The sequence below is a fragment of the Caballeronia sp. GACF4 genome, assembly GCF_023631025.1.
GTDB lineage: Bacteria > Pseudomonadota > Gammaproteobacteria > Burkholderiales > Burkholderiaceae > Caballeronia.
In genome coordinates, this window is record NZ_JALQDW010000034.1 from 26,340 (window position 1) to 49,661 (window position 23,322).

The 23,322-nt window shown below is 60.9% G+C and carries 25 protein-coding genes; 8 read left to right on the plus strand and 17 right to left on the minus strand.

Annotated features, from left to right (window positions below; genetic code table 11):
• Nucleotides 1-138 precede the first annotated feature (138 nt).
• The 3 genes from NCR40_RS28060 to NCR40_RS28070 all read left to right on the plus strand — a co-directional run bounded on the left by NCR40_RS28060 (nucleotide 139) and on the right by NCR40_RS28070 (nucleotide 1,454).
• Nucleotides 139-318 carry a CsbD family protein gene (locus NCR40_RS28060; protein WP_244831087.1) on the plus strand — a complete coding sequence of 60 codons (180 nt, stop codon included), beginning with the start codon at nucleotides 139-141 and terminating at the stop codon, nucleotides 316-318.
• Between the two features lie 155 nt (nucleotides 319-473).
• On the plus strand, nucleotides 474-941 hold the full coding sequence (locus tag NCR40_RS28065) for a zinc-finger-containing protein (RefSeq protein ID WP_250511383.1): 468 nt from the start codon (nucleotides 474-476) through the stop codon (nucleotides 939-941).
• 42 nt (nucleotides 942-983) lie between these two features.
• Nucleotides 984-1,454 (plus strand): hypothetical protein, encoded by a 471-nt coding sequence (locus tag NCR40_RS28070; RefSeq protein ID WP_244831085.1) that lies wholly within the window; start codon nucleotides 984-986, stop codon nucleotides 1,452-1,454.
• A 2-nt stretch (nucleotides 1,455-1,456) separates the two neighbouring features.
• Here the strand turns inward: NCR40_RS28070 and NCR40_RS28075 are convergent, their stop codons facing one another.
• The 5 genes from NCR40_RS28075 to NCR40_RS28095 all read right to left on the minus strand — a co-directional run bounded on the left by NCR40_RS28075 (nucleotide 1,457) and on the right by NCR40_RS28095 (nucleotide 6,938).
• Nucleotides 1,457-2,704: an enolase C-terminal domain-like protein gene (locus NCR40_RS28075; RefSeq protein ID WP_250493842.1), complete on the minus strand. Its 1,248-nt coding sequence runs from the start codon at nucleotides 2,702-2,704 to the stop codon at nucleotides 1,457-1,459.
• 4 nt (nucleotides 2,705-2,708) lie between these two features.
• Nucleotides 2,709-4,016, minus strand: a complete 1,308-nt coding sequence (locus NCR40_RS28080) for an MFS transporter (protein WP_250511384.1) — start codon at nucleotides 4,014-4,016, stop codon at nucleotides 2,709-2,711.
• Nucleotides 4,017-4,043: 27 nt separating this feature from the next.
• A complete protein-coding gene (locus NCR40_RS28085; RefSeq protein WP_244831082.1) occupies nucleotides 4,044-4,811 on the minus strand; it encodes an SDR family oxidoreductase in 768 nt (255 codons plus the stop codon).
• Between the two features lie 37 nt (nucleotides 4,812-4,848).
• Complete coding sequence (locus NCR40_RS28090; RefSeq protein ID WP_244831081.1) at nucleotides 4,849-5,568, minus strand: FadR/GntR family transcriptional regulator; 720 nt, start codon at nucleotides 5,566-5,568, stop codon at nucleotides 4,849-4,851.
• Nucleotides 5,569-6,446: 878 nt separating this feature from the next.
• Nucleotides 6,447-6,938: a hypothetical protein gene (locus tag NCR40_RS28095; RefSeq protein WP_250511385.1), complete on the minus strand. Its 492-nt coding sequence runs from the start codon at nucleotides 6,936-6,938 to the stop codon at nucleotides 6,447-6,449.
• Between the two features lie 4 nt (nucleotides 6,939-6,942).
• Here NCR40_RS28095 and NCR40_RS28100 point away from each other — a divergent pair, with 4 nt between their 5' ends.
• Nucleotides 6,943-7,869 (plus strand): glycosyl hydrolase, encoded by a 927-nt coding sequence (locus NCR40_RS28100; protein ID WP_250511386.1) that lies wholly within the window; start codon nucleotides 6,943-6,945, stop codon nucleotides 7,867-7,869.
• A 15-nt stretch (nucleotides 7,870-7,884) separates the two neighbouring features.
• Here NCR40_RS28100 and NCR40_RS28105 read toward each other — a convergent pair whose 3' ends face one another.
• The 10 genes from NCR40_RS28105 to NCR40_RS28150 form a co-directional block, all read right to left on the minus strand.
• Nucleotides 7,885-8,649 (minus strand): SDR family NAD(P)-dependent oxidoreductase, encoded by a 765-nt coding sequence (locus NCR40_RS28105; protein WP_250493840.1) that lies wholly within the window; start codon nucleotides 8,647-8,649, stop codon nucleotides 7,885-7,887.
• A gap of 17 nt (nucleotides 8,650-8,666) precedes the next feature.
• Complete coding sequence (locus NCR40_RS28110) at nucleotides 8,667-9,308, minus strand: ANTAR domain-containing response regulator (protein WP_250511387.1); 642 nt, start codon at nucleotides 9,306-9,308, stop codon at nucleotides 8,667-8,669.
• Between the two features lies 1 nt (nucleotide 9,309).
• On the minus strand, nucleotides 9,310-10,464 hold the full coding sequence (locus NCR40_RS28115; RefSeq protein ID WP_244831077.1) for a transporter substrate-binding domain-containing protein: 1,155 nt from the start codon (nucleotides 10,462-10,464) through the stop codon (nucleotides 9,310-9,312).
• Nucleotides 10,465-10,538: 74 nt separating this feature from the next.
• On the minus strand, nucleotides 10,539-11,525 hold the full coding sequence (locus tag NCR40_RS28120; RefSeq protein ID WP_250467791.1) for an acetamidase/formamidase family protein: 987 nt from the start codon (nucleotides 11,523-11,525) through the stop codon (nucleotides 10,539-10,541).
• 13 nt (nucleotides 11,526-11,538) lie between these two features.
• On the minus strand, nucleotides 11,539-12,246 hold the full coding sequence (locus NCR40_RS28125; protein WP_250493838.1) for an ABC transporter ATP-binding protein: 708 nt from the start codon (nucleotides 12,244-12,246) through the stop codon (nucleotides 11,539-11,541).
• Nucleotides 12,243-12,953 (minus strand): ABC transporter ATP-binding protein, encoded by a 711-nt coding sequence (locus tag NCR40_RS28130; RefSeq protein ID WP_250511388.1) that lies wholly within the window; start codon nucleotides 12,951-12,953, stop codon nucleotides 12,243-12,245. Before NCR40_RS28130 ends, NCR40_RS28125 begins: the two co-directional genes overlap by 4 nt.
• The gene (locus tag NCR40_RS28135; RefSeq protein ID WP_250511420.1) at nucleotides 12,950-13,930 is read right to left on the minus strand and encodes a branched-chain amino acid ABC transporter permease; all 981 of its coding nucleotides are present in this window, start codon (nucleotides 13,928-13,930) and stop codon (nucleotides 12,950-12,952) included. Before NCR40_RS28135 ends, NCR40_RS28130 begins: the two co-directional genes overlap by 4 nt.
• Nucleotides 13,931-13,996: 66 nt before the next feature.
• Nucleotides 13,997-14,866 carry an ABC transporter permease subunit gene (locus tag NCR40_RS28140; RefSeq protein WP_244831073.1) on the minus strand — a complete coding sequence of 290 codons (870 nt, stop codon included), beginning with the start codon at nucleotides 14,864-14,866 and terminating at the stop codon, nucleotides 13,997-13,999.
• Between the two features lie 63 nt (nucleotides 14,867-14,929).
• Nucleotides 14,930-16,162 carry an urea ABC transporter substrate-binding protein gene (locus tag NCR40_RS28145; protein ID WP_244831072.1) on the minus strand — a complete coding sequence of 411 codons (1,233 nt, stop codon included), beginning with the start codon at nucleotides 16,160-16,162 and terminating at the stop codon, nucleotides 14,930-14,932.
• A gap of 182 nt (nucleotides 16,163-16,344) precedes the next feature.
• Complete coding sequence (locus NCR40_RS28150) at nucleotides 16,345-18,087, minus strand: IlvD/Edd family dehydratase (protein ID WP_250511389.1); 1,743 nt, start codon at nucleotides 18,085-18,087, stop codon at nucleotides 16,345-16,347.
• A gap of 321 nt (nucleotides 18,088-18,408) precedes the next feature.
• Here NCR40_RS28150 and NCR40_RS28155 point away from each other — a divergent pair, with 321 nt between their 5' ends.
• From NCR40_RS28155 to NCR40_RS28170, 4 genes are read left to right on the plus strand one after another with little or no spacing between them, the layout of a single operon-like run.
• The gene (locus tag NCR40_RS28155; protein WP_244831070.1) at nucleotides 18,409-19,515 is read left to right on the plus strand and encodes a sugar ABC transporter substrate-binding protein; all 1,107 of its coding nucleotides are present in this window, start codon (nucleotides 18,409-18,411) and stop codon (nucleotides 19,513-19,515) included.
• The gene (locus NCR40_RS28160) at nucleotides 19,515-20,528 is read left to right on the plus strand and encodes an ABC transporter permease (RefSeq protein ID WP_244831930.1); all 1,014 of its coding nucleotides are present in this window, start codon (nucleotides 19,515-19,517) and stop codon (nucleotides 20,526-20,528) included. Before NCR40_RS28155 ends, NCR40_RS28160 begins: the two co-directional genes overlap by 1 nt.
• A complete protein-coding gene (locus tag NCR40_RS28165; RefSeq protein ID WP_250511390.1) occupies nucleotides 20,525-21,313 on the plus strand; it encodes an ATP-binding cassette domain-containing protein in 789 nt (262 codons plus the stop codon). Before NCR40_RS28160 ends, NCR40_RS28165 begins: the two co-directional genes overlap by 4 nt.
• Before the next feature lie 51 nt (nucleotides 21,314-21,364).
• Complete coding sequence (locus NCR40_RS28170; RefSeq protein WP_244831068.1) at nucleotides 21,365-22,108, plus strand: FadR/GntR family transcriptional regulator; 744 nt, start codon at nucleotides 21,365-21,367, stop codon at nucleotides 22,106-22,108.
• On the opposite strand, the gene NCR40_RS28175 is transcribed toward NCR40_RS28170, so the two are convergent.
• Together NCR40_RS28175 and NCR40_RS28180 are read right to left on the minus strand one after the other, a co-directional pair.
• The gene (locus NCR40_RS28175) at nucleotides 22,105-22,425 is read right to left on the minus strand and encodes a DUF1330 domain-containing protein (protein ID WP_244831067.1); all 321 of its coding nucleotides are present in this window, start codon (nucleotides 22,423-22,425) and stop codon (nucleotides 22,105-22,107) included. The two genes, NCR40_RS28170 and NCR40_RS28175, sit on opposite strands and share 4 nt — an antisense overlap.
• Before the next feature lie 90 nt (nucleotides 22,426-22,515).
• Nucleotides 22,516-23,322 (minus strand): family 1 encapsulin nanocompartment shell protein, encoded by an 807-nt coding sequence (locus NCR40_RS28180; protein ID WP_250511391.1) that lies wholly within the window; start codon nucleotides 23,320-23,322, stop codon nucleotides 22,516-22,518.

Consider the following 23,322-nt stretch of genomic DNA (forward strand, 5'->3'; position numbering starts at 1 on the left):
CTCCTCTTTCAGTTGAATTTGCAGTGTAGTGTGGCACGAATGAAAAACGACCGATCGTTCGCAGGGCAGGCCCGTGTTTTGCGATAAGGATATTCGTGGAGGCAAACCGTCCCACGCAACCATTCAAGGAGGTTCACCATGAACAAGGATCAAGTTAAGGGTACCGCCGAAAAGGTGAAGGGCAAGGCGAATGAGGCGGTCGGCAAGATGACTGGCGACACCGCCCAGCAAGTGAAGGGTCAGGTCCAGCAAGGCGCCGGCGAAGCTCGCAAGCAATACGGCGACGTCAAGGAAGAAGTGAAGAAGGACCAGCGCTAAGTCGCTAAATGCCTCCAGGAGTGAGCCTTGAGCCGCTCCCTGCAAGTAGAGGTTTGATGCCGGCACGAGAGCTTCGCGCTCACTTGCCGGCATCGTTTCGTTTCGCAGTTTGCGTTTGATATATTGGCCGCTTCCGTCCCTCGACTTATTCAACAATGCGAGTCGGCCGCCCGGTCAAACCTCTGCCTCATCCCGATTGCGACTATTGCGGCGCGCCCGCGACGCTTGTTCGCTCGGACGATGAAATCTACCCGTATCGCGACGATCACGGCCCGCTCTGGGTCTGTGCGCCTTGTCAGGCGTGGATCGGTGTTTTCCCGCGCAGCACGCGCCAGGTTCCGCTCGGGCGTCTGGCCGATGCCGCTTTACGCGATCTGAAGACAAAACTACACGCTGCCCTCGAACCGCTCGCCCAGGCAAAAGTGCGCCGCGACGCGTGCAATATTTTCGAAGCCCGCGCAAAGGGCCTGAAGTGGCTCGCGCAGCAAATCGGCGCCGATACGGTAAAACCGTCCATCCACTCGCTGGACGCGGCGCAGTGCGAGCGCGCCATTGCGATCCTCGAAGAATTTGCACGCTTACGCCAAAACAACCCTTCAGAAAACGCGTGGGACGAACGTTAACGAGAGAAGTCAACCACGACGGCGCTTCTTTCGCTTATACGCATGTCACGCACCCTTCCTTTTCAGCGTTCGCCGCAGGCTTCGCGCGCGCGGCTGTCCAAAGCGCAACTGCTGCCGATTCCTCGCGCGGTAGCCAACGAACTCGCGTTGCAAGTGCATCTGTCATTGCAAGCGCTGCGTGCCGGCGCCACCGACATCGCACCCGCCCAGCAGATCACCGAAGCGATGCTGCTCGCGCGCTTCCTGTCCGAAGCGGGTCACGGCGACTTCTCCCACGACGCGCTGATGGCCGCGGACCGCATCATGGCCGAAGTATTCGATGGCGGCCGCGAATCCGGCACGTGGACCCTTGCGCCGGAAGCATTCGAGCAGATCGCGGCAATCGTCTCCTTGTACGATCATCAGTTGCAGCGCGCCACGCTCGCCGCCCTGACGACGGCAAGCGAGCGCCTCGACCGCTTCAAGGCTGGCGAAGCGTATCAACCGATGCAGCAACGCCGCGCCTTGAGTTAGCTTCAAGGCGTTTGCAGGCCGCCGTCCATGAGGCGCGTTTGCGTCCATACGGTAACGGCGGCCTCGCAGGGATATTTCGCGGCTTCCTTCTCGTCGATATCGACGCCCAAGCCTGGCTTGTCGTTCGCATGAACGTAGCCGTCGCGAAACTCCGGCAGGCCGGGGAACACATCGAGCAAGGCGGCACGCGGCCCTTTCAGATTCTGGATCACGAAGTTGGGCGGTTCCGTGCCCGACCATTCCTGCACGCCGAAATTACGCGACGCCAGATCGATATGAATATTCGCCGCATGCGCGAGCGGCGACATATCGCCTGGACCGTGCCATGCCGTGCGCACGCCGAACTGCTCCGCGAAAATCTGCAGCTTGCGTCCCGCCGTGATGCCGCCTATCTGACTCAGATGCACGCGCACGAAATCGATCAACCGTTCAGTGATCAGAAAACGCCATTCATAAGGGTTGTTGAACAACTCGCCTTGCGCGAGCGGCGTCGTGGTCTTCGCGCGTAGTTGGCGCATCCATTCGCCTTCTTCCAGCGCGATCGCATCTTCGAGAAAGAAAAGTTCATACGGTTCCAGCTCGCGTGCGAAGCGAATTGCTTCCACTGGCTTCAGGCGCTCGTGCACGTCGTGGCACAGCGCGACATCGAAACCGATCTTGCTGCGAATTCCATCGAAGAGCTTCAGCGTATCGCGAATATATTTGCGGCTGTCGAGATAGATGCCATCGGGCGCGCCGCGCGGTGCGCTCTGCGGTGCCTTGCCAAAACCGCCGCCGCCATAACCACCGCTTTGACAGCGAATATGCGTGATGCCTTGCTCGCGATATCGCTGAATGTTCTCGCAGAGTTCGTTGAGATCGCGACCATCCGCATGACGATAGATCGGCACGCCTTCGCGCACCTTGCCACCGAAAAGCTGATAGAGCGGCATGTTCGCGAGCTTGCCCTTGATGTCCCACAAGGCCATGTCGATGCCGGAGATCGCGTTGTTCTCTATCGGCCCGTTACGCCAGTAAGCGTTTTGATGCATGAGCTGCCATTGCTCTTCGATAGCTTGCGCATCGCGCCCGATGAGCAGCGGCCGCAAGTATTCTTCGATCAGACATTTGACCGCGAGATGCCGGTAGGCGAAGGTCGCGCAGCCGAGCCCATGGAGACCGTCCTGATTCGTCTCGACCTTCACGACGAGCAGATTAATGCCTTCCGGCGCGGTCAGTATGACTTTGACATCGGTGATGAGGATGGCCATGAGGTTACTTTGCAAGAACGGAAGGCGTGGACTTGCCCGCGCCTCCCTTGGGCGTGGAACGTTCACCGGTGGTGGCGGGCACGAGCATCATCAGCACGACCGAAGCGAAGAGCGCCGCAGCCATGAACACATACGATGCGGACGGACTGCCCGTCGCGCCATTCAGATAGCCGACGACCCACGAACCGCAGAACGCGCCGAGTGCGCCGCACGCATTGATGAGTCCGATCGCCCCGCCAAGCACGTTGCTCGGAATGAGCTCCGGCACGAGCGCGAAGAACGGTCCGTAGGGCGCGTACATGGTGCCACCCGCGATCACGAGCAAGCCGAACGAGAGCCAGAAGTTGGAGCTGCCGACGAGATAGGAGCCGACGAACGCGATCGTTCCGATAAGCAGCAGCGGCCACACGAAGAGCTTGCGATTACGCGTCTTGTCGGAGAGCCACGATGCCAGCAGCATCAGGATGATGGCCGCGAGATAAGGCACCGCCGCGAGCCAGCCGACCGACACGATGTCGATGGTCGAAGCCGCCTTCAGAATGGACGGCAGCCACATGATGAAGCCGTACACGCCGATACTCCACAGCGCATGGATGGCGCAGCACTTGAGCACGATGGACGACCGAAACGCCGACTTGTAATCGCGCACGGGTGCGATGTGCGCCTGTTCCGAGACGAGACGCGCTTGCAGTTCGGCTTTCTCGGCGTCGCTCATCCAGGTGACTTCGGAGGGACGGTCCTTCACCGTGAACGACCACACCACGGCCCATGCAATAGCCGGCACGCCTTCGATGATGAACATCTCGCGCCAGCCGAAGCTCTTCACGAGATAGCCCGAAACCACCGACATCCACAGCACCGTCACGGGGTTGCCGAGAATGAGGAACGTGTTCGCGCGCGAGCGTTCGGTGCGCGTGAACCAGCGGCTGATGTACATGAGCATGGAAGGCATCACCGCCGCCTCGACGATGCCGAGCACGAAGCGCAGCACCATCAGCATCGGGATATTGCTCACCATGCCCGTCAACGCGGCGCACACGCCCCAGAGCACGAGGCTGATGAAGATGAGTTTCTTGACGCTGTTCTTTTGCGCGTAGATCGCGCCGGGCACTTGAAACAAGCAGTATCCGAGAAAGAACAGCGAGCCGATGAGCGACGACGTCGCATGCGTGATGCCGAGATCGCGGTCGATGCCCGCCGCAGCCGCGAAGCCGTAATTCGCGCGATCCAGATACGCAAGACTGTATGTGATGAAGATGATGGGCATGAGATACCACCATCTTTGCGGTGCCACCGTTTTGACGCTATCCATGTTGTCTCCAAGATTCATGGTGATACTTCAAAGCACGGCGAGCCAACCGCCATCGACATAAATGATCTGGCCGTTCACATAGCTCGATGCAGGCGACGCGAGATACACCGCCGTGCCGACGAGTTCCTCGGGCTTGCCCCAGCGTTGCGACGGATTGCTTGCCTTGACCCATGCGTCGAACTGCACGTTATCGACGAGCGCCTGATTCATGTCGGTGAGGATGTAGCCAGGGCCGATGGCGTTCGCCTGAATATCGAACGCGGCCCATTCGGCGCTCATGGCGCGCGTGAGCATCTTCACGCCGCCCTTGGCCGCTGTATAAGGCGCGACGGTGGCGCGCGCGCCTTCGCTCGTCAGCGACCCGATGTTGATGACCTTGCCACCCTTGCCGCGCGCGATCATGCGCCGCGCCGCTTCCTTCGCGACGATGAACGCGCTCGTGAGATTGGTGTCGATCACGCGTTGCCAGTCCGCGAGCGCGAGTTCGACGAGCGGCTTGCGAAACTGGATGCCCGCGTTATTCACGAGGATATCGACCTCGACGCCTTCGGCGTCCCACGCCTCGAAGGCGGCGGCGACCGCGGTTTCATCGGTGACATCGAATGCACGGCCTTGCGCCGTGGCGCCCCGTTCGCGCAGACGGCGCACGGCTTCATCGACGGTGTCGGCCCGCGTGCCGTTCACGATGATGCCCGCGCCCGCTTGCGCCAGGCCTTCCGCCAGCGCAAAGCCGATGCCGCGCGCCGATCCCGTTACGAGCGCGGTGCGGCCGCTCAAGTCGAACAACTGTGTCATGCGTAAGTCCTCGGTTGAATCGTTTCGCGTTGCAGGTTCAAAGCGGCTTGTCGTTGAGCGTGCGCGTCATCGCGGCGCGATCGTCGAAGTCCTTCTCCGCCCGCTCGATGAGCGTAAGCACCGCGCGCTCGGCGGCGGCGGTATCGCCCTGTTCGATTGCGACGCAGAGCGCTTCGTGCATCGGCAACGAACGCGCGGGACCGCCCGCGATCTCCGAGCTCAGTTCGAAACTCGTGCGCAGGATGGCCGACAGCGCGTTCTGCATCTGCTGGATAAACTGGTTATGGCAAGCGGTGAGAATCGCGCCGTGAAAAGCAAGGTCGGCGGGAACGTATTCGCCCTGGCCCGCGACAGCCCGCTCCATTGCCTTGAATGCGCGTCGAATGTCCTTGCGGTCCTGCGCGGTCGCCCGTTTCGCGGCGAGCTTCGCGGCATTCGGTTCAATGATGAGCCGCAACTCCATCAGGTCCTGAATGAGCGCGTCGTCGATTGCGCCTGCGCGTGCGCGCCACGTGATGACGTCGGGATCGAAAAGCTGCCACTGCGCGCGCGGCAGCACGATGGTGCCGTGGCGGCGGCGCACCTGAAGCATGCCCTTCGCCGACAACGACTTCATCGTCTCGCGGATAGTGATGCGGCTCACCTGCATCTGCTCCGCGAGTTCTGTCTCGGCAGGCAGGATGTCGCCGGGCGCGAATTTGCCGGAGCAAATCTGTTCGCCCATCTCGTTGAGCACTTGACTATGCAAAGTCGGCATTTCATGTCTCTATATCATACGTATGATTTGGACGGTATCAATCAAATGGCCGTCAGAACAATGCGGGTTGTCCCTAGGATGGCGTCAGCGAAGGCCGGGGCGCCAGGATTCGGCGGTTAGTTGCGCGGCGTCGATCAGACGGCCGTATCTCGCTGGACTTGAGTGCCGCATATGCGCCGAACAGAAAGTCGAAAAGGCATCACCTTCACCGATTGAAAGGCGAGCACGCGCATTAAACTTTGTTCCGTGGTGCTGATCAACGCACCGCACGAAAGCGGACCCGGCGAGTGCTGAACACACGGCCTCACCTACCTACCTTGACCGAAGCGCAGCCAAGCCAAGGTTCGCTTGAAGCAGTTGCAAACAGAAGTTGTCTGAAACCAACGCGTCATCTTTATCGCAACAAAGCGCAGCACGTTTTCCCGCTGTAGCCGTAATGCAGGCCTGAGCGCAATGGTCAGGAAGTGAGCAATGAGCAAGTGCAACGACGAAACCCCGTTCGGCCGATGGCCCAGCGGGGTTTGGTTTTTTTGGACTTTGAAACCGGCGTGATGGACTTCGTTGTCATCGTTCCCTGAATGCCTAAAGTTCGCCACTGCCGCGCCGATAACGTACTTGTTGCAGCGATGCTTATAGGACGATCGGTCGTTCTTGCAACATCGGTTCAAGCGACTTTTAAAGCTTTTCTCAAACGCGAGCTTCGAGGCAAACGATTGTCCGACGCTCGCCGCCCAGGGCCGCGCGTCGTTGAAGACGCAGGCTGACGTGATACCGCTTTAGTGGTCCAGCACCGATCTTCGTGTCGGACGGCTTCGCTCGTCCTCGATTTGCGTTTATACGGATGACTAACTTCCGTTGCGTCTGGTCCGTGCGGATGATCACGCCTTCTTTAAGGGATTCTGTATCGTTATGACGACCGCGCCTCTTTTCTCTGCAACCCGTTTTACCGCGCCAAGCGCGATCAAGCTTGCAGCAGCGCTCGCCGCGAGCCTCGTTCTCGCGGCATGTGGCGGCGGCGGTGGCGGAGGCGATGCAAAGGAAGCGTCGAGCACCTCGGCGGCAGGCACTAACTCGTCCGGCTCCGCAGCGACGACGACAACCACGACCACGACCCAAAACGGCGCTGCATCGGCTTCGGCCGCGACCACGACGACGACGACGGCATCCACGAGCGACACGACGTCGTCCGCGCATACGGTCAGCGGCAGCAACTCGACCAGCAGCAACGACACGACCGTCATCGCGCCCACGGCGCCCGCAGCGCCCGTAACGCCTATAACGCCCGTAACGCCCATTGTCCCGCCCGCTGCAAACAACCCTCCGGCGTCATCAGGCTCCCCCGCTTCCGGCACGATCGTCACGCCCGTCACGCCCGTGACCGTGCAGTCGATCTTCTATGGCGCGAACGGCCACAACAACGAAGGCGGCGCCTACGACATATCGAGCCCCGCGCTGCAACTCTCGCAGTTGCAGGATCTAGGCGTGAAGATGTATCGCAACGAAGTGTTCAGCGCGTATGGTGCGACCAAGCTCGCCGGCATTGCAACGACGATGGCCGCGGGCGGCGTGACCGTCTACCCCGTCATGCTGATGGACCTGAACTACAGCAGCGAAGCCGATGCCTATAACGCGGCCTTCACGCTCGGTCAGCAGACGGCGGCCGCATATCGCTACCCGTACTATGAAGTCAGCAACGAGCTCGAAGCGCTATGCCTCACCGGAAACGTGGACGGCATCTATCCGCAGCACTACGACAACGCGAAGTTTCAGATTGCACGCGGCGTGATCCGCGGCATGATCGCGGGCGTGAAGTCCGTCGATACGGCGGGCAAGATCGTCATGGGCGGCGGCGCGTGGATGCACTACGGCTTCGATCAGATGCTCGCCAACGGCACGCAACCCGACGGCACCACGAATCACCCCATCGTCAGCTGGGACATCACCGCATGGCACTGGTATTCGGATCAGGGCGACATCGTGAACGCTTGCGGCGGCACCGGATGCCACAACGTGCTCGCGGCGCTCGCGCAGTTCAACAAGCCCATCTGGATCAACGAATTCGGTGTGCGCCCGAGCTATGGCACGGACACGCAAACCGCGAACTATCTGGTCGGCAACCTGATGATGGCGGAGTTCGTGCTGCTCGCGAGGCAATACAACATCCAGTCCATCCAGACTTACGAGCTGTATGACGACCCGGTGGGCGGCGAAGGTCCCTACGGCCTGATGCAGAACGACGGCAGAACCATCAAGCCGAAGTACACGGCGTTCAAGAACTTCGTCGCCGCGAACCCAATGTAAGGGCCGCTGTGCCGCTCAAAGCTGCACGCCGCGAGTGAGCGCGCCATCGACGACGAAGTTGGCGCCGCTCACGAAACTCGCCGCCGGACTCGCGATGAACGCAACGGCGTTCGCGATCTCCTGCGGCTTTGCCATACGTCCTGTCGGGTTCAACGCGAGCGCCTTGGCGAAGAGCTCGGGATCGTTATGCTCGATCCAGTCCCACACGCCGCCTTCGAAGTACACATTGCCGGGCGACACCGTGTTCGCGCGAATGCCCTTCGCGGCAAGCTGATTCGCAAGCCCCTGCATGTAGTGAACGAGCGCCGCCTTGAAAACACCATACGGTCCCGCCGCGAAATCGATCTCGCGTCCCGACACGCTGGAAATGGCCACGATAGACGCAGCCGCGCTCTGTTCGAGGTAGGGCATGGCGGAATTGACGAGATGAACCGTGCCGAGCAAGTCGGTCTCGAACTCCTTGCGCCACGATTCGATGTCGTTGCCGATAGCGAGCGCGCTCACATTGGCGACGATGATATCGATACCGCCCCAGTCCTCTCCAACGCTTTGCACCCAGGTCTCGAGCGCCGCGCCGTCGGCGACATCGACGGCTGCGCCCAGCGAACGCGCACCGCTCAGTTCCGCGAGCGCATCCGCTGTGCTTGCCACGCTTGCCGCATCGCGCGCACAGATGGCGACATCCGCGCCCTCCTTCGCCAGCGTCTGTGCAATGGCAAGGCCAATGCCCTTGGTCCCGCCCGTGACGATCGCTTTCAATCCCTTGAGTTGCAAGTCCATGTCCGTGGCTCCTGTGCCTAACTTTCCTCTCCGGGCGCGGCGCAGCGTTTGAGCTGCAGCACTTCGCCCGCTTGAATGACCGAGTGACAGATATCGTCGATAGTCACGCGCTTTTCCATCGCCTGCGCCCTGAGCATGTCGTAAGCCTGACTCTCGCTGATCTGATGCATGAGCATGAGGATGCTCTTCGCCTCGCTTAAATGCCGACTGTCGAGCAGCTTCTGTTCGAGCTTCGCAATACGCTGCGTATGTTGACGCGCGCGTCGTGCGTGATAGAGCGCCATGACGATGGCCGACAACAAGCCTGACGCGCGTATGGGCGTGGTGATGATGCCGTCCGATCCCATCTTGATGGCCTGATCGATAAACGTCGGGTTCTCGTAGCCGATGACGCAGATGAGCGGCGGCGCGTCGGGACCGAGCCATTCGTCCTGCGGCGCGCGTTCGTCGGGCCGCAACGCGCGAAACACGAGATCCACGTGATCGGGCAGCACATCCGTGGGCGGCCATACGCGTTCGACCTCGAAGCCAATGCGTCGCAAATGGCTCGTCAACGTGAGGCCGTCGTCATCGTCCGGATGCACGACGATCACGCGCGGAGTGCGCTCCAGAATGGAGCCGGTCAGACTGCGCTGTCCTCTGTCGCCTCGCGTGCTCACGTCAGTAGTCCCGCAAGCTCAGCTTGGTCACCCAATCGCCAAGCGTCTGATGCGTCATATAAGGATCGGGCGCGACCGCGATCTTCGACTCGCGCAACACGCTGAAGTGACCGTCTTCATTCGCGCGGCCAATACGCGGATACAACGCCATATGATGATTCACCGGGTCGATACGCACGCGTCCCTGCGGCGCCGCATACTCCGCGCCGAGCAGATGCGGCATGATCGTGCCGATCTCGTCCGAGCCCGCGCGCGCGCAGGCTTCGGCGAACATGTGCATCTGATAGTACGCAGCCTCCCAGTTCATGTCGGTGGGTGTATCGGCGCCAAAGCGCGTCTGATGATGACGTACGGCGGCGTGATTCTCCGGCGTATCGATGCTTTGAAAATAAGGCGCGGCCGTGTAGTGTCCTTGTGCGATTCCTCGTTCCATTGCATGAATCTCGGTCTCGGACGTGTTGAGGCTGGCAATGGGCATCACCGCGGGATCGAGGCCGGCGCGCGCATAGGCTTCGTAGAGATACGGCACCGTGGCGCCGATCAGCGTGCAAAAAATCCAGTCGGGCGATTTGCGTTTGATGTCCGCGATGACTTCGGCGAACGGCTCGCGCGATACATCGAGCGGAAGATAACGTTCACCGAGAATCGCGCCTTCCGGATGCTGCAACAGCAACTCCTGCATCGTGCGGTTGCACTCATACGGATAGACATAGCGCGAGCCGACCATATACACACGCGCACCGAACGTCTCCGTCATGAAGTCGGCCAACTGCACGCCATTCTGATTCGGCGATGCCCCGCTATAAATGATGTTGTCCGAATACTCGAAGCCTTCATACTGCTGCGAATAAATGAGCAGACGATTGTGCTTCTCGACCACCGGCAACATGGCCTTGCGGCTCGTGGACGTGTAACCGCCGAAGATCACGTTCACGCCGTCTTTCATGATGAGCCATTCCGCCCGCTCTCTGAATGCCGCCGGGTCGGACGCGGGATCGTAATGAACCGCCACGAGTTCGCGCCCGCCAATGCCACCGCACGCGTTGATCTCGGCCATTGCAAGCGCCGCCCCGCGCCATTGCGAACGTTCGAGCAGTGCAGTCGCGCCGCTCGTGGAAGAAAGCAGGCCCACTTTGATGGGATCGGACAAAGCCATAGCGTGACACGCTCACCGGAAATGTACGGACGCGCAACGCGTGAACTCGAGCGTCGCACGCCTTTATTTGAGTGTTATTTCAGGTAGCGCTTCGCGACCATGGCGCCCACCGTGTATTTCGGATCGACGAAGTTGCCGAGCCGAACCTTGCCTACCTGACTCAGCATCATATATGCATCCCACTTGTCGAAACCATATTCGGCGGCCATCCACAACACGAGCTCACGGTACGCAATGCGCGTGGCGTCTTCCAACGGACGCGCACTACCGATACTCATCAGCGCGTCTTCGTTTTCGAGTCGCGGCCAATCGATCTTCCAGCCCTTGATGAGATCGACGCGCACCGTCGTCGTGCTTCGATACTCCACCGCCGTGCCGCACACTTCGCCATCGCCCTGGCAGGCGTGCGCATCGCCGATAAAAAGCCGTCCGCCTGGCGAGCGCACCGGCAAGTAGGTGATGCTGCCTGGCCCCATGTCGGGCACATCCATGTTGCCGCCGTGCGAATCCGGCGTGAGCGAGTTGATGGAGTCGATCTCCGGCGAAAGACTCAAGGTGCCGATATGCGGCTTGTACGGCAACGTATTGCGCTTGCTCCAATAGACGTTCTCTTCGTCGATCTTGATCTTGCGCACGATCTCGGGCAGCGGCTCGTTGAGAAGCGCCGTGTAGTCCGTGCCCGTGAGGCCGCCGAAGTTGGGGATCATGCAGCAGAAGCCGTGCGGGTCGTCACCGCGCGGCGACATCTTTTCGATGTACACGGCCACCACGTCGCCCTTCTCCGCGCCTTCTATCATGACGGGTCCGTTCTGCGGATTGAGAAACGGCACGGTCAGCAGTTCGGACGGCTTGTCGGTCTCTTCCTTGATCTTGCCTTCGAAGGCATCGCGCGTTTCAACCACGATACGGTCGCCCGGTTTCACATGCAGCACCGGTTGCGAATAAGGACCGATGGTGTAGTGGAACGTCTGCTGCAACTCTTCCGTGAGATGGTGCTCAACCGGCTCGCGGCTCGCGCCGACGCCACGTTTCATCATGATCGAATCTTCAAGCCATTTCATGTCCGATGCTCCTTCACAGTGCCAGATACTGGCGAATCAGTTGTTCGTCTCCGAGTTGCGCCGGGCTCAGGGTATCGACTATGCGGCCCTTGTCCATCACGCAGCAGCGCGACGCAATGCGCTCTACCATGCCCATGTCCTGCTCGACCAGCAATACGCCGATACGCGCCTCCCGCGCAATCCGTTGAATGGTGTCGCCGATGAGCGTGACGATCGACGGTTGAATGCCCTCGGACGGCTCATCGAGCAACAACACCTTGGGCGCGCTGATCAACGCGCGCGCAATCGCCAGTTGCTGTTGTTCGCCGCCGCTCATGGTGCCCGCCCTTTGCCGGTAACGCGCCTTGAGAATCGGAAAGTACTCGACGACTTTTGCCTTCATTTCGGCAGCCTGCGCGCGATTGGCCTGTGCACCGACCTGCAGGTTCTCGGCCACGGTCAACATGCCGAATATCTCGCGCCCTTGCGGCACATAACCGATGCCTTGCTGCGCTCGCACGTAAGGCTTCGCATGCCCGAGCTCGACGCCATCGAGCGCAATGCTTCCCGCGCTCAACGGCACGAGTCCGATCAACGCGCGCATCAACGTGGTCTTGCCCACGCCGTTGCGGCCGATCATTGCGAGCACTTCGCCGCGTTCTATGCCGAAGGACACGCTATTCAACACGCGTCCGCCGCCATAGCCGCCTTCCACGCCCGATACTTCGAAGAAGGCGCTCATTGCTTCTTCCCCAGATAAACCTCGGCAACATCGTCGCGCGCGAGGATTTCATCGAGCGGACCATCGGCGAGAAGGCGTCCGCCGTGCAGCACGCTCACGCGCGTTGCGATCTGCTTTACGAAGGTCATGTCGTGTTCGACGACCATCATCGTGAGACCATCGTCGCGTAGTTGCTTGATGAGTTCGCCGGTCGCGTGCGTCTCTTCCACCGACATGCCGGCCACGGGTTCATCGAGAAAGAGCAGCTTCGGGCGCAGCGATACGGCCATCGCTATTTCAAGCCATTGCTTCTTGCCGTGCGAAAGATTGCGCGCCGGTATATGCTCTTCCTGCGCGAGCAAGAAGCGCTGCAAGAGTTCGTCGATGCTCTCGGGCCTGTCATCTTTCGCGCGATGCAGCGACAGTTGCAGATGCTGGCGCACGGTGAGGTCCGGGAACACGCCGGGTATCTGAAACTTGATGCTCATGCCCATGCGTATGCGCTCATGCGGCAACACATGGTTCATGTCGCGGCCGAGAAAATACACGCTGCCGTCCGATGGTCTATGTTCACCGGTGATGAGCTTGAAGAACGTGCTCTTGCCCGCGCCATTGGGACCGATCACGCAACGTATCTCGCCCGCGTCGATCTGAAAGTCGATACCGTTGATCACGTGCGCGCCGCCGAAGTGCTTCTTGAGCGCGCGCGTTTCGAGTAAGGCCGTCAAGATTTGCTCTCCTTGTGCGCATTGATCGCGCCATGCGAATGCGTCCGGTCGCGTTCGAAGAGTCGTCGCAGCAACTTCGCCGACGATGGCAGCAAGCCTTCGGGCGCCGCGAGCACGACGATCAGCAGGATCGCACCCATCAGAATGAGCGCGTACTGGCTGCCGTACACCGCGAGGTTCTGCGAGAGCCACACGAGGAATGCAGTGCCGATGATCGCGCCGCCGATGCTCTGCCTGCCCGCGGTAGCCACCCAGATGACGGGCATTGCGGCTGCGGTGAGTCCCATCGTCGATGGCGTGATATAGGACCCCCAGATCGTATAGAGCGCACCGGACAGGCCGCCGAGCGTGGAGCCGAATACGAAGATCATCCACTGATGCCGGCGGATATCCACGCCCAGCATTTCCGCGCGCTGCGGGTTCTCGCGGATCGCGACGAGCGTGAGTCCGAAGGTTCCGTCGAGCAGGCGTTTAGTGATCGCATACACGATCAGCAGCAATACCAGCACGAGGTAATAGAAGCTCGCGTTCTCCAGCGTGAGCGTGCCGCCGGGCCACGGAATGGTGAGCTGCGGCATGCCGCCCATGCCGTTGTAGCCGTTGAGCGGCGCCTGTCCGATGGTCCATTGCGGCCCCGCCGTCTGCGCCATGAACGTTTCGAGCACGAGCGTGACCGACAAGGTCACGATGCCGATGAACACACCCTTGATGCGCCCGTAGAAGATCATGTAGCCGATCAACGCGGCCACCACGACGCTCACCAGCAAGCCGACGATCACGCCGAGCCACGACTGATACCAGTAGTCGCCGAAGTTGAGCGTAAAAACGCCATACGTATAGCCCGAAAGCCCGAAGAACGCGGTCTGTCCGAACGAGAGAATGCCGCCGTGGCCCCACATCGCCGCAAGTCCGACCGCGCTGAAAGCCCACACGAGACAGTAGGCGAGATTGCCGCTTGCGGTGGCGTCGATCACCATCGGCAAGCAAAATGCGACGAGCCACGGCAGACACTTCAATGCGATTGATTTGTTCACACGAGGCTCCTAACGCAAGCGGGTGAACAGATTGCCGAGGCCTTGCGGCATCAGCCGGATGACGACGATCACCGTCACCAGCAAGCCGATCTGCCCGAACAACTGACCATACGATGCAGTGAGCGCCGTCTGTATCACCGCGAGCACGGCAGCGGCAGGCGTGGTGCCCGCAATGACGTTGGCGCCGCCGACCACCACCGAGACGAAAGCCTGCACGATGAAGTTGCTGCCCATCGTGGGCACGGCGGTCATGGTCGGTGCATAGAGCGCGCCGGTCAGCCCCGCGAGCCCCGCACCGAGCGCGAAAGTCAGCGTGTAGAGCCGGTCCGTGCGCAAGCCGAGACATTGCGCGATGTTCGCGTTCTGTATGGTGGCCCGTGCGCAGACGCCATAGTTGGTCTTGAAGAACAGGAGGTACAACGCGAACAGAATCACGAGCGCGATCACCGGCAGGACGGCGCGATACACCGAGAACGAGTATTCGCCGACATAGAACGATCCGAACGGCGTGCCGATGCCTTCTATCGACGGCCCGGCGACCAGCAGCATGGTCTGTTGCACGATAAGGCTGATGGCCCACGTCGCGACCACCGAATCGAAGAGACGGTCGTAGAGATGACGTATCACCAGACGTTCGATGACGACGCCCGCTATCGCAGCGGCGATCGCGCCGAGCAGCATCGCGAGCGGTAAGGGCACGCCGCGCTTCGCCGCGATGATCGTCACATACGCGCCGCACATGATGAACTCGCCATGCGCAAGATTGATCACCCCCATCATGCCGAAGATCACGGCAAGACCGAGCGCTGCGAGCACGAGATAAGCGAAGCTGTCGCCGAACTGATAAACGAGCGAATAAAGTACGGACACCGTGGCCATGAATGCGTCACCCAGGTTGCCGGCGCGTTTCGCTCGTGACGAGCGGCGCGCCGTTTCCTCAACTTACGACTTCTTCGGCAGATTCGTCGGCGTGTACTGACGATGATCCGGCTTATTCGGCAGATCGCAGCCGACCTTGCCGAGCCAGTAAGGCTGCACGTCGTCCCATACTTTCGGAATGTCGACCGAGTGATCGTCCTTCACATGCACGAGGTAGATCGTGTGGCTCACGTGATGGCTCTTCGGATCGATACACACCTTGCCCTGCGCGCCTTCCGTGCAGATGCCGCTTTCCAGCGCCTTCTGCACCGCCGCCTGATCAGTGGTCTTGGCCTTTTCAGCCGCCGCCTTGTACAGATAGATGGCGTCGTAAGCGTTGGCCGCTTCCTGGTTGATATACGGCTCGTTCGGGAACTTGGCGTGGAAGCGCTTCTTGAAGTCGTTGCTCGCGGGGGTATCGACTTCCTCGACATAATTCGCCGTCACGTACATGTCCTTGAGCGCGGGCGGTTTGAAGCGCTTGTGCTCGTAGGCCTGGCCCACGTTGACCGAACTCGCCATCGGCAAGTTCAGATGCGCGGACGCTTGCTGCTCGTAATAAGAAGCCTGATTGGCGCCCACCAGCAGGGTCACGACGAAGTCGGGCTTGGCCTTCTGAATGTTCTGAATGGTCTGGCCGAACTGCGAAACAGAAAGCGGAATGAATTCCTCGCCGACCATCGTGCCGCCATTTTCCTTGACGATATTGCGCACCCATTCCGCCGAGATCTGGCCGAAGTTATAGTCGGCCGCGATGGTGTACACCTTCTTGCCGAACTTCTGCATCATCCACGGCAGCAAGGTCGAGAACTGCTGTTCGGGAACGGCGCCCGTGACGAATGTGGTGCTGTCGCAGACGCCGCCTTCGTACTGGTTATCGTAGAAATAGAGTTGCTTGGCGCGGTCCATGATCGGACGAATGGCCTCGCGCGACGCGCTGGAAAACGCGCCGAAAATCACGTCGGGTTTGTCGGTCTGAACGAGCCGCCGTGCAAGCTCCTGGAACTTCGTATTGTCGGACTGCGTGTCATACGCGATCAACGTGATGGGGCGCCCGAGAATGCCGCCCTTTGCGTTGATTTCATCGACGGCGAGTTGCGTCGCGTGGATCTTCGGGATGGTCGCAAGCGCGAAGTTGCCCGAAGCATCTTCGAGCAAGCCGATTTTCACGGGGTCCGCCGCGCTGGCAGCAAGCGACGACAGACCAAGTCCTGCAAGCAGGGCCAGACGCATCCAGCCAGACGGCTTTGGCAACATTGAGGTTCTCCAGGAAAACAGACAAAAAAAAGCCCCCTGACGAACGCACGGTTCGTCAGGGGGCTTCTACGCCGGGTCCTCAGGCGGACATCGTTGTCGGGCCGTAAGGAATGGAGTCGATACTAGTGCGCCGAAATTCGCGTTGTCAACGAGAAATCAAAATAGTTCGGTGCGCTTCGTGGCTAGTGCGAGTGACGCGGCACCTCCGCGCCCCGGCAGCCCACGAGAAAGTCGAAGTCACAGCCTTCGTCGGCTTGCAGCACATGATCGACATAGAGCTTGCGATAACCGCTCTGGTCCGCGGGCGTCTCGGTCTTCGCCGCCTTCCATGCTTCGAGCCGAGTGTTGATCTCCGCTTCGTCGATATCGATACGCAGCACGCCCTGCATGGCATCGAGCTCGATCCAGTCGCCGTTGCGCACGATAGCCAGCGGACCGCCCGCGCGCGCTTCCGGTGCAACGTGCAGCACGACGGTGCCATAAGCGGTGCCGCTCATGCGAGCATCGGATACGCGCACCATGTCGGTCACGCCTTGCGCGAGAATCTTGGGCGGCAAACCCATGTTGCCGACTTCAGCCATGCCCGGATAACCCTTCGGTCCACAGTTCTTCATCACGAGCACGGAGTCTTTCGTGACCTCGAGTTCGGGATCGGCAATTCTCTGCTTGTAGTCGTCGAAGTTTTCGAACACGACCGCGCGCCCGCGATGCTTGAGTAACGACGCCGTCGCCGCCGACGGCTTCAGCACCGCGCCATTGGGCGCGAGATTGCCGCGCAGCACGCACAGGCCGCCGTCTTCCACGAGCGGTTTGTCGAGCGGCCGGATGACTTCGTCGTTATAGAGCGGCGCTTCTTTGCAGTTCTCCCAGATTGTGTGGCCATTCGCGGTGAGCGCGTTTGGATGCGGCAGCAAATTCGCTTCGCCAAGGCGCCGCAGCACCGCAGGCAAGCCGCCCGCGTAATAAAACTCCTCCATGAGAAAGCGGCCCGATGGCTGAAGGTCGACGAGCGTGGGCGTGCCGCGTCCGACGCGCGTCCAGTCGTCGAGTTGTAGATCGACGCCAATGCGCCCGGCAATCGCTTTCAAGTGAATGGCCGCATTGGTCGAACCGCCAATGGCCGCGTTCGCGCGGATGGCGTTCTCGAATGCTTCACGCGTGAGGAGCTTCGACAGTCGCAAGTCTTCGAGCGCCATGGTGACGATACGCATGCCGGACAAATGCGCGAGCACATAGCGGCGTGCATCGACGGCAGGAATCGCGGCGTTGTGCGGCAAGGTCACGCCGAGCGCTTCGGCCATGCACGCCATGGTCGATGCGGTGCCCATGGTGTTGCAGGTGCCCGCCGAACGCGACATGCCCGCTTCCGCCGACATGAATTCGTGAATCGATATCTTGCCCGCCTTCACTTGCTCGCTCAGTTGCCACACGACCGTGCCCGAGCCGATGTCGCGCCCGTGATGCTTGCCGTTCAACATCGGCCCGCCTGACACGACGATGGCCGGCACGTCGCAACTCGCCGCGCCCATCAGAAGCGCGGGCGTGGTCTTGTCGCAACCGACGAGCAGCACGACCGCATCGACCGGATTGCCGCGAATGGCTTCCTCGACATCCATGCTCGCGAGATTGCGTGTGAACATGGCCGTGGGACGCAGGTTCGATTCGCCATTCGAAAACACCGGAAACTCGACGGGAAAACCGCCCGCCTCGAATACGCCGCGCTTCACGTGCTCGGCGAGCTTGCGGAAGTGCGCATTGCACGGCGTTAGTTCGGACCACGTATTACATATGCCGATGATCGGCTTGCCTTCGAACTCGTGATCCGGAATGCCCTGGTTCTTCATCCAGCTTCGATACATGAAGCCGTTTTTGTCCGCGGTGCCGAACCAGGCGGCCGATCGAAGTTTACGTTTTGGCTCATCCATGTCTTTTACCCACTCTTTGAGAGATGCTGGAAATAGCATGACTATTGCGCTTCATCTTACCGGGAAAACGCTAATCGAAACGTGCGTGAACGCTGCATATAGTTTGGCTAATTCAGCGAGAGGCGATGCTGCAGCGAAGCAAACCGAGTGCTTCGAGCTTCACCACGCCGAACCTGAGAGCGCGATGAATCGAAGAAATAGAACAACGTCGGAGCTGCACGAGCATCCCATCATTTGACGCAAACCCGCACCACTCACTATCTGAACATGATCGACGATCAGTCGACCCATCGACCAACGAGAAAGGGCTAGGAGGAAGACATGGCGCATGATTCAAAAGACGCGGAAGACAACAAGAGCACGATCAACAACGGCCGTCGCGGCCTCATGCAGGGTGCGGGTCTGGGAGCAGCGCTGTCGCTTCTCGGCGCGGCCGGCGGCGCGGGCGGATTGATCTCGTCGGCGCAGGCCGCGGAAACCGCATTTCCGCAGCACAAGAAATGGAAGATCGTGTTCGTCAATCACGTGACCACGAATCCTTTCTTCGTGCCAACGCAATACGGCATTCAGGACGCCTGTTCGCTGCTCGGCATGGATTATCAGTGGACGGGCTCCGCCACTTCGGATGCGGGCGAAATGGTGCGCGCGGTGAATTCCGCCATCGCGGCCAAGGCGGATGCCATCGCCGTTCCTATCGTCGATCCGACCGCCTTCGACAAGCCCATCCAGGCCGCGCTCGATGCGGGCATCGCCGTGTTCGCCTATAACGCCGATGCGCCGCGCGGCAAGACGAGCCCGCGCCTCGCGTACATCGGGCAGGACTTGTATCTCTCTGGTTATCAAATGGGCGAGCGTATTGCGAGTCTCGTCGACAGCGGCCTGGTGGCGCTTTTCATCGCGACGCCGGGACAGTTGAACATCCAGCCGCGCCTCGATGGCGCGAGCGACGCGATCAAGAAGTCCGGCAAGAAGATCGACGTTCAGACGGTCGCCACCGGCGCCACGGTCAACGAAGAGCTTTCGAAGATCAAGGCGTTCTATCTCGGCCATCAAGATCTGAAAGGCATGTTCGCGGTCGATGCAGGCAGCACGCAAGGCGTGGCGCAAGTGATGAAGGAGTCCAACCTGCCGTCGAAGGGCGTGCACGGCGGCGGCTTCGATCTGTTGCCCCAGACCGTCCAGCTGATTCACGAAGGCTTCCTCGATTTCACCATCGACCAGCAGCCTTATGTGCAGGGCTTTTATACGGTCGTGGAAGCGTTCACGTTCCTGGCTTCCGGTGGACTCGTCGGGCCTGCCAACATCAACACGGGCCTGAAGTTCGTCACCAAGGGCACGGTCGAGCCGTATCTCAACACGTCGACGCGCTATGAAGGCAAGTCGACCAAGCCGCAGATCGTGCCGATGAACGGCGCGATCAAATCATGATGAACGCGGTCAACGAACCGCAGAAGACACAAGCTCCCGCGCGCGTTCCACGGCCGCGCGGGGCCTTGTTGTCGAACTGGGCGGCGGAGTTGCGCATCCTGCTCGTGGCCGTGCTGTTGTGCGCGTACTTTCAGGTCATCAATCACGACTTCCTTTTGAGCAACGCGAGTCTCGTCAACCTCTCGCAGTTCATCGCGCCGGTGGCGATCATTGCGTTCGGCGAAGTGATGCTGATGATCGGCGGCGACATCGATCTGTCGGCGGGCATGGTGTTCGCCTTCGCGCCGTTCATGATGGTGTTCGCCAACGACGCGGGCGCGCCCATGTGGCTCGCGGTGATCGCGGGACTCGTCGCGGCGGCGATCATCGGCTTCGTGAACGGCGCGGTGACGGTATGGCTGCGCCTGCCTTCATTCGTCACCACGCTCGGCACGCTGTTTCTCATCAACGGCATCACCTTGACGCTTTCACGCGGCACGCCGGTGGCCACGCCGGGCGAACCGGGCTTCGCTGCCGTGATGGGCGGATGGGGCTATAGCGAGATCATCTGGACGGTGGCGATAGGCTTCGTCATGCACGTGCTGTTACGTCATACGCGATGGGGACTGCATACGCAGGCGGCCGGCGCGAACGCCATTGGCGCGAGCGAGGCCGGAATTCAGGTGAACCGCTTGCGGCTCGGAAACTTCGTTCTCGCCGCAGTGCTCGCGGGCTTCACGGGCATTCTCGAGGGCTACCGCATTACGTCCATCGACCCGCAAGCAGGCGGCAACCAGATCATGTTTCTGGCCGTCGCGGCGGCCGTGATCGGCGGCACGCCACTGACCGGCGGCTCGGGCACCATCGTGGGCGGGCTCATCGGCGCGGCCGTGCTGGGCATTCTGAACGATGGCTTTACGCTCATCGGCATCAACGCGTTCACGTTCAACATCATTCTGGGCGCCGCCATTCTCGCCGCGATGATCTTCAACATCCATATCGGCCGCGTTCGCCGCAAGGGAGGCCGGGTATGAGCGATGTTTTGCAAACCGCCCCGGCGAGCTATACGCTGCGTGGCGACAACCTCGTCAAGCGCTTCGGCGCGGTGACGGCGCTCGATGGCGTGTCGTTCTCGCTCGGCTCCGGCGAAATTCTTGGCGTGCTGGGCGACAACGGCGCGGGCAAGTCCACGCTCGTCAAGATACTCACGGGCTACCATCAGCAGACCGATGGCAAGCTCGAGATACACGGTGAAGAAACCTTGCTGCGCTCGGTCGATCATGCGCGTTCGCTCGGTATCGAATGTGTGTATCAGGATCTCGCGCTCGCGAATTCGCTGAGCATCTATCACAACATGTTCCTGAATCGCGAGATCGTGAAGCCGGGCCCGTTTCGTCTGCTCGATCACAAGCAGATGCGCGAGCGCGCCGCGCAATGTCTCGACGATATCGGCGTGCATGTGCCTTCCGTCGATCTGCCCGTGGAGCGTCTTTCGGGCGGCCAACGTCAGGCTATCGCGGTGGCGCGCGCCGTCAATTCGAACGCGAAGATTCTGTTGCTCGACGAACCGCTCGCCGCCATGGGCGCACGCGAGGCTGCGCTCATCATCGATCTCGTCTTGCGTCTGAAGGAGAAAGGCGGCCTGTCGATCATCATGATCATGCACAACTACGCGCAGACGCTCGATATCGCCGATCGCATCATCCTGATGCAACGCGGACGCGTGACGTATGAGCAGCGCAGCGCGAATACGTCGGTGGCGGAGCTGATGGAAATCGTGCGGCGGGAATATCGCGCGATGCGTGCGACCACCGCGTAGCGGACGCAACGGACGCAACGGGCGCGACTTCAGGACATCGGCCGGATCGATATGGACTACCGGAACCCGGCGAAACGCAAGAGCATGCACGGACGGATCGTGCAGGAACTCGGCATGCAGATCGTGAGCGGCGTGTTCGCGCCGGGACAACGTCTGCCTGCCGAGCCCGCGCTCTGCGAAACCTATGGCGTGAGCCGTCCCGTGCTGCGTGAGGCAACTCGCGTGCTGGTGGCGAAGGGACTCGTCGTCTCCAAGCCGCGCGTGGGCAGCGTGGTGCGTGCGCGCGACGAATGGCACATGCTCGATCCCGATGTGCTCGTCTGGACCGTCGGCAATCTCCGTGAAGGCGAGTTCTTTCGTTCGCTGATGACGGTGCGGCAGATCATCGAGCCTGCCGCTGCCGCGCTCGCCGCCATCTCTGCAACGAACGAGGATATCGAGCGTATCGGCGCGGCATATAAGAGCATGGAAGCTGCGCAGACCGCCGAAGAACTGCTCGAACCGGATCTGTATTTTCATCGCGCGATCATGTCCGCGACGCACAACGACATGCTCGCGTATATCGGCAATATGCTGTCGCTCGCGCTGTCGGAATCGATCAAGCTGACGAGCCGGCATCCGAACACGCATGCGCTGTCGCTGCCGCGGCACAAGGCCATTCTCACTGCAATAGCGCATCGCGATGCGCTCGCCGCGCGTCAGGCGAGCCTCGTGCAACTCAACCACGCGCGCGCCGATGCAACGTCCATTCTGGGCGGCGCAGCCCTGGAACCCGAGCGGCCGCTGTCGGGTTAAGTCAGGATGTCGGTCGCTTTGTGATCCCTATCCACGCCATCGATGAAGAACACCGCGCTGCTCGCGTGCTTCGTGCGTAGCGGCAGGATGCGTTGATAAGCGTCGGATTCATACCAGGCGCGCACTTGCGCGAGATCGGGAAAGGCGATCACGATGAGATCGCCCTTCCACTCTCCCTCGCGCATTTCCGGGCGTTCACCGTGAATGATGAAGTGACCGTCGAAGGGCGCGAGCGTCGCATCGATCGCTTCCAGGTATTGAACGATATCCGCGCACATCTCGACTTCGTGCAGTTGGCCCACGGCGTATGCGGTCATTCGAATGTCTCCCGTTTGATGAGGTGAAGACATCTTCGCGTGCGCCGTGCCGTGCGTCGATTACCTGAGAGGTAAGGCGTGACCCGCGCTTTAAGCCGATGCAGCGACCACCGCTACCGACGCCTCGCTCGTCAGCATCAGGAAGGTTAGCGTTTCGCGCAGATAGAGTTGCACGGTCGTGTCCGTATGGCTCGTATAGCCTATGGAGAGGTCCTGCCCGAGATGCAGTTCGTAGTCGCCACCGCGCGTGGAAAGCACGCAGCCGCCCTTGATGGCAGGCGCCCAGATGAGATCGCCATCCACTATGCGCTTGATATGCTGGATCACCGGATAGCCCTGATCGCTGGCTTCGGCGAGCGCCGTGTAGGCATCCGCGCCGAGCAGCACCGTGTACGGACCGTCCACGCCCGCAAGCCGCAATTTTTCGAGCGACTCGCTAATGGCACGCGGATAGTCGCTCACGTCGGCAGGCAGTGTCGTCGCGTCGTTGGACGATCCTTCGCGGATGCCCGTGATGTCCGCCGCGCCGAAACCATCGAAAATGGCGCTGTCTTCGGCGATAGCCAGTTCGCTTGCCGCCGTCTTCGCGGGCTGCCAGTCGCCGTCGTTCGAACCGCGCTCGACGCTGTCGATCGATTCGCGCTGCAACGTGAAAGGCACCGTCAGTTCGACGAGCGTCCTCACGTCGTAACGCTTCGCGCTCACGCCCTTGGCAGGCGATGCAATCGCCGTCTGATGTCCCGTTCCCACGCCCGAAAGATCGACACCGCCGGGACCTTTCACATCCACCACGCGCCGGCCGGCAAGCGAGCGCTTGAAGGTGCGCGCCACTTCCGCTTCGATTTGCGACCATGCCGCGCTCGAAATGGGCGCGAGTTCGCGATGCAGGTTATTCAT

Coding starts and splice junctions, on each gene's coding strand:
- NCR40_RS28060 (WP_244831087.1), top strand. CDS start 139: ATGAACAAGGATCAAGTTAAGGGTACCGCCGAAAAGGTGAAGGGCAAG.
- NCR40_RS28065 (WP_250511383.1), top strand. CDS start 474: ATGCGAGTCGGCCGCCCGGTCAAACCTCTGCCTCATCCCGATTGCGAC.
- NCR40_RS28070 (WP_244831085.1), top strand. CDS start 984: ATGTCACGCACCCTTCCTTTTCAGCGTTCGCCGCAGGCTTCGCGCGCG.
- NCR40_RS28075 (WP_250493842.1), bottom strand. CDS start 2,704: ATGGCCATCCTCATCACCGATGTCAAAGTCATACTGACCGCGCCGGAA.
- NCR40_RS28080 (WP_250511384.1), bottom strand. CDS start 4,016: ATGGATAGCGTCAAAACGGTGGCACCGCAAAGATGGTGGTATCTCATG.
- NCR40_RS28085 (WP_244831082.1), bottom strand. CDS start 4,811: ATGACACAGTTGTTCGACTTGAGCGGCCGCACCGCGCTCGTAACGGGA.
- NCR40_RS28090 (WP_244831081.1), bottom strand. CDS start 5,568: ATGCCGACTTTGCATAGTCAAGTGCTCAACGAGATGGGCGAACAGATT.
- NCR40_RS28105 (WP_250493840.1), bottom strand. CDS start 8,649: ATGGACTTGCAACTCAAGGGATTGAAAGCGATCGTCACGGGCGGGACC.
- NCR40_RS28115 (WP_244831077.1), bottom strand. CDS start 10,464: ATGGCTTTGTCCGATCCCATCAAAGTGGGCCTGCTTTCTTCCACGAGC.
- NCR40_RS28120 (WP_250467791.1), bottom strand. CDS start 11,525: ATGAAATGGCTTGAAGATTCGATCATGATGAAACGTGGCGTCGGCGCG.
- NCR40_RS28125 (WP_250493838.1), bottom strand. CDS start 12,246: ATGAGCGCCTTCTTCGAAGTATCGGGCGTGGAAGGCGGCTATGGCGGC.
- NCR40_RS28135 (WP_250511420.1), bottom strand. CDS start 13,930: ATGGTGATCGACGCCACCGCAAGCGGCAATCTCGCCTACTGTCTCGTG.
- NCR40_RS28140 (WP_244831073.1), bottom strand. CDS start 14,866: ATGGCCACGGTGTCCGTACTTTATTCGCTCGTTTATCAGTTCGGCGAC.
- NCR40_RS28145 (WP_244831072.1), bottom strand. CDS start 16,162: ATGTTGCCAAAGCCGTCTGGCTGGATGCGTCTGGCCCTGCTTGCAGGA.
- NCR40_RS28150 (WP_250511389.1), bottom strand. CDS start 18,087: ATGGATGAGCCAAAACGTAAACTTCGATCGGCCGCCTGGTTCGGCACC.
- NCR40_RS28155 (WP_244831070.1), top strand. CDS start 18,409: ATGGCGCATGATTCAAAAGACGCGGAAGACAACAAGAGCACGATCAAC.
- NCR40_RS28160 (WP_244831930.1), top strand. CDS start 19,515: ATGAACGCGGTCAACGAACCGCAGAAGACACAAGCTCCCGCGCGCGTT.
- NCR40_RS28165 (WP_250511390.1), top strand. CDS start 20,525: ATGAGCGATGTTTTGCAAACCGCCCCGGCGAGCTATACGCTGCGTGGC.
- NCR40_RS28170 (WP_244831068.1), top strand. CDS start 21,365: ATGGACTACCGGAACCCGGCGAAACGCAAGAGCATGCACGGACGGATC.
- NCR40_RS28175 (WP_244831067.1), bottom strand. CDS start 22,425: ATGACCGCATACGCCGTGGGCCAACTGCACGAAGTCGAGATGTGCGCG.
- NCR40_RS28180 (WP_250511391.1), bottom strand. CDS start 23,322: ATGAATAACCTGCATCGCGAACTCGCGCCCATTTCGAGCGCGGCATGG.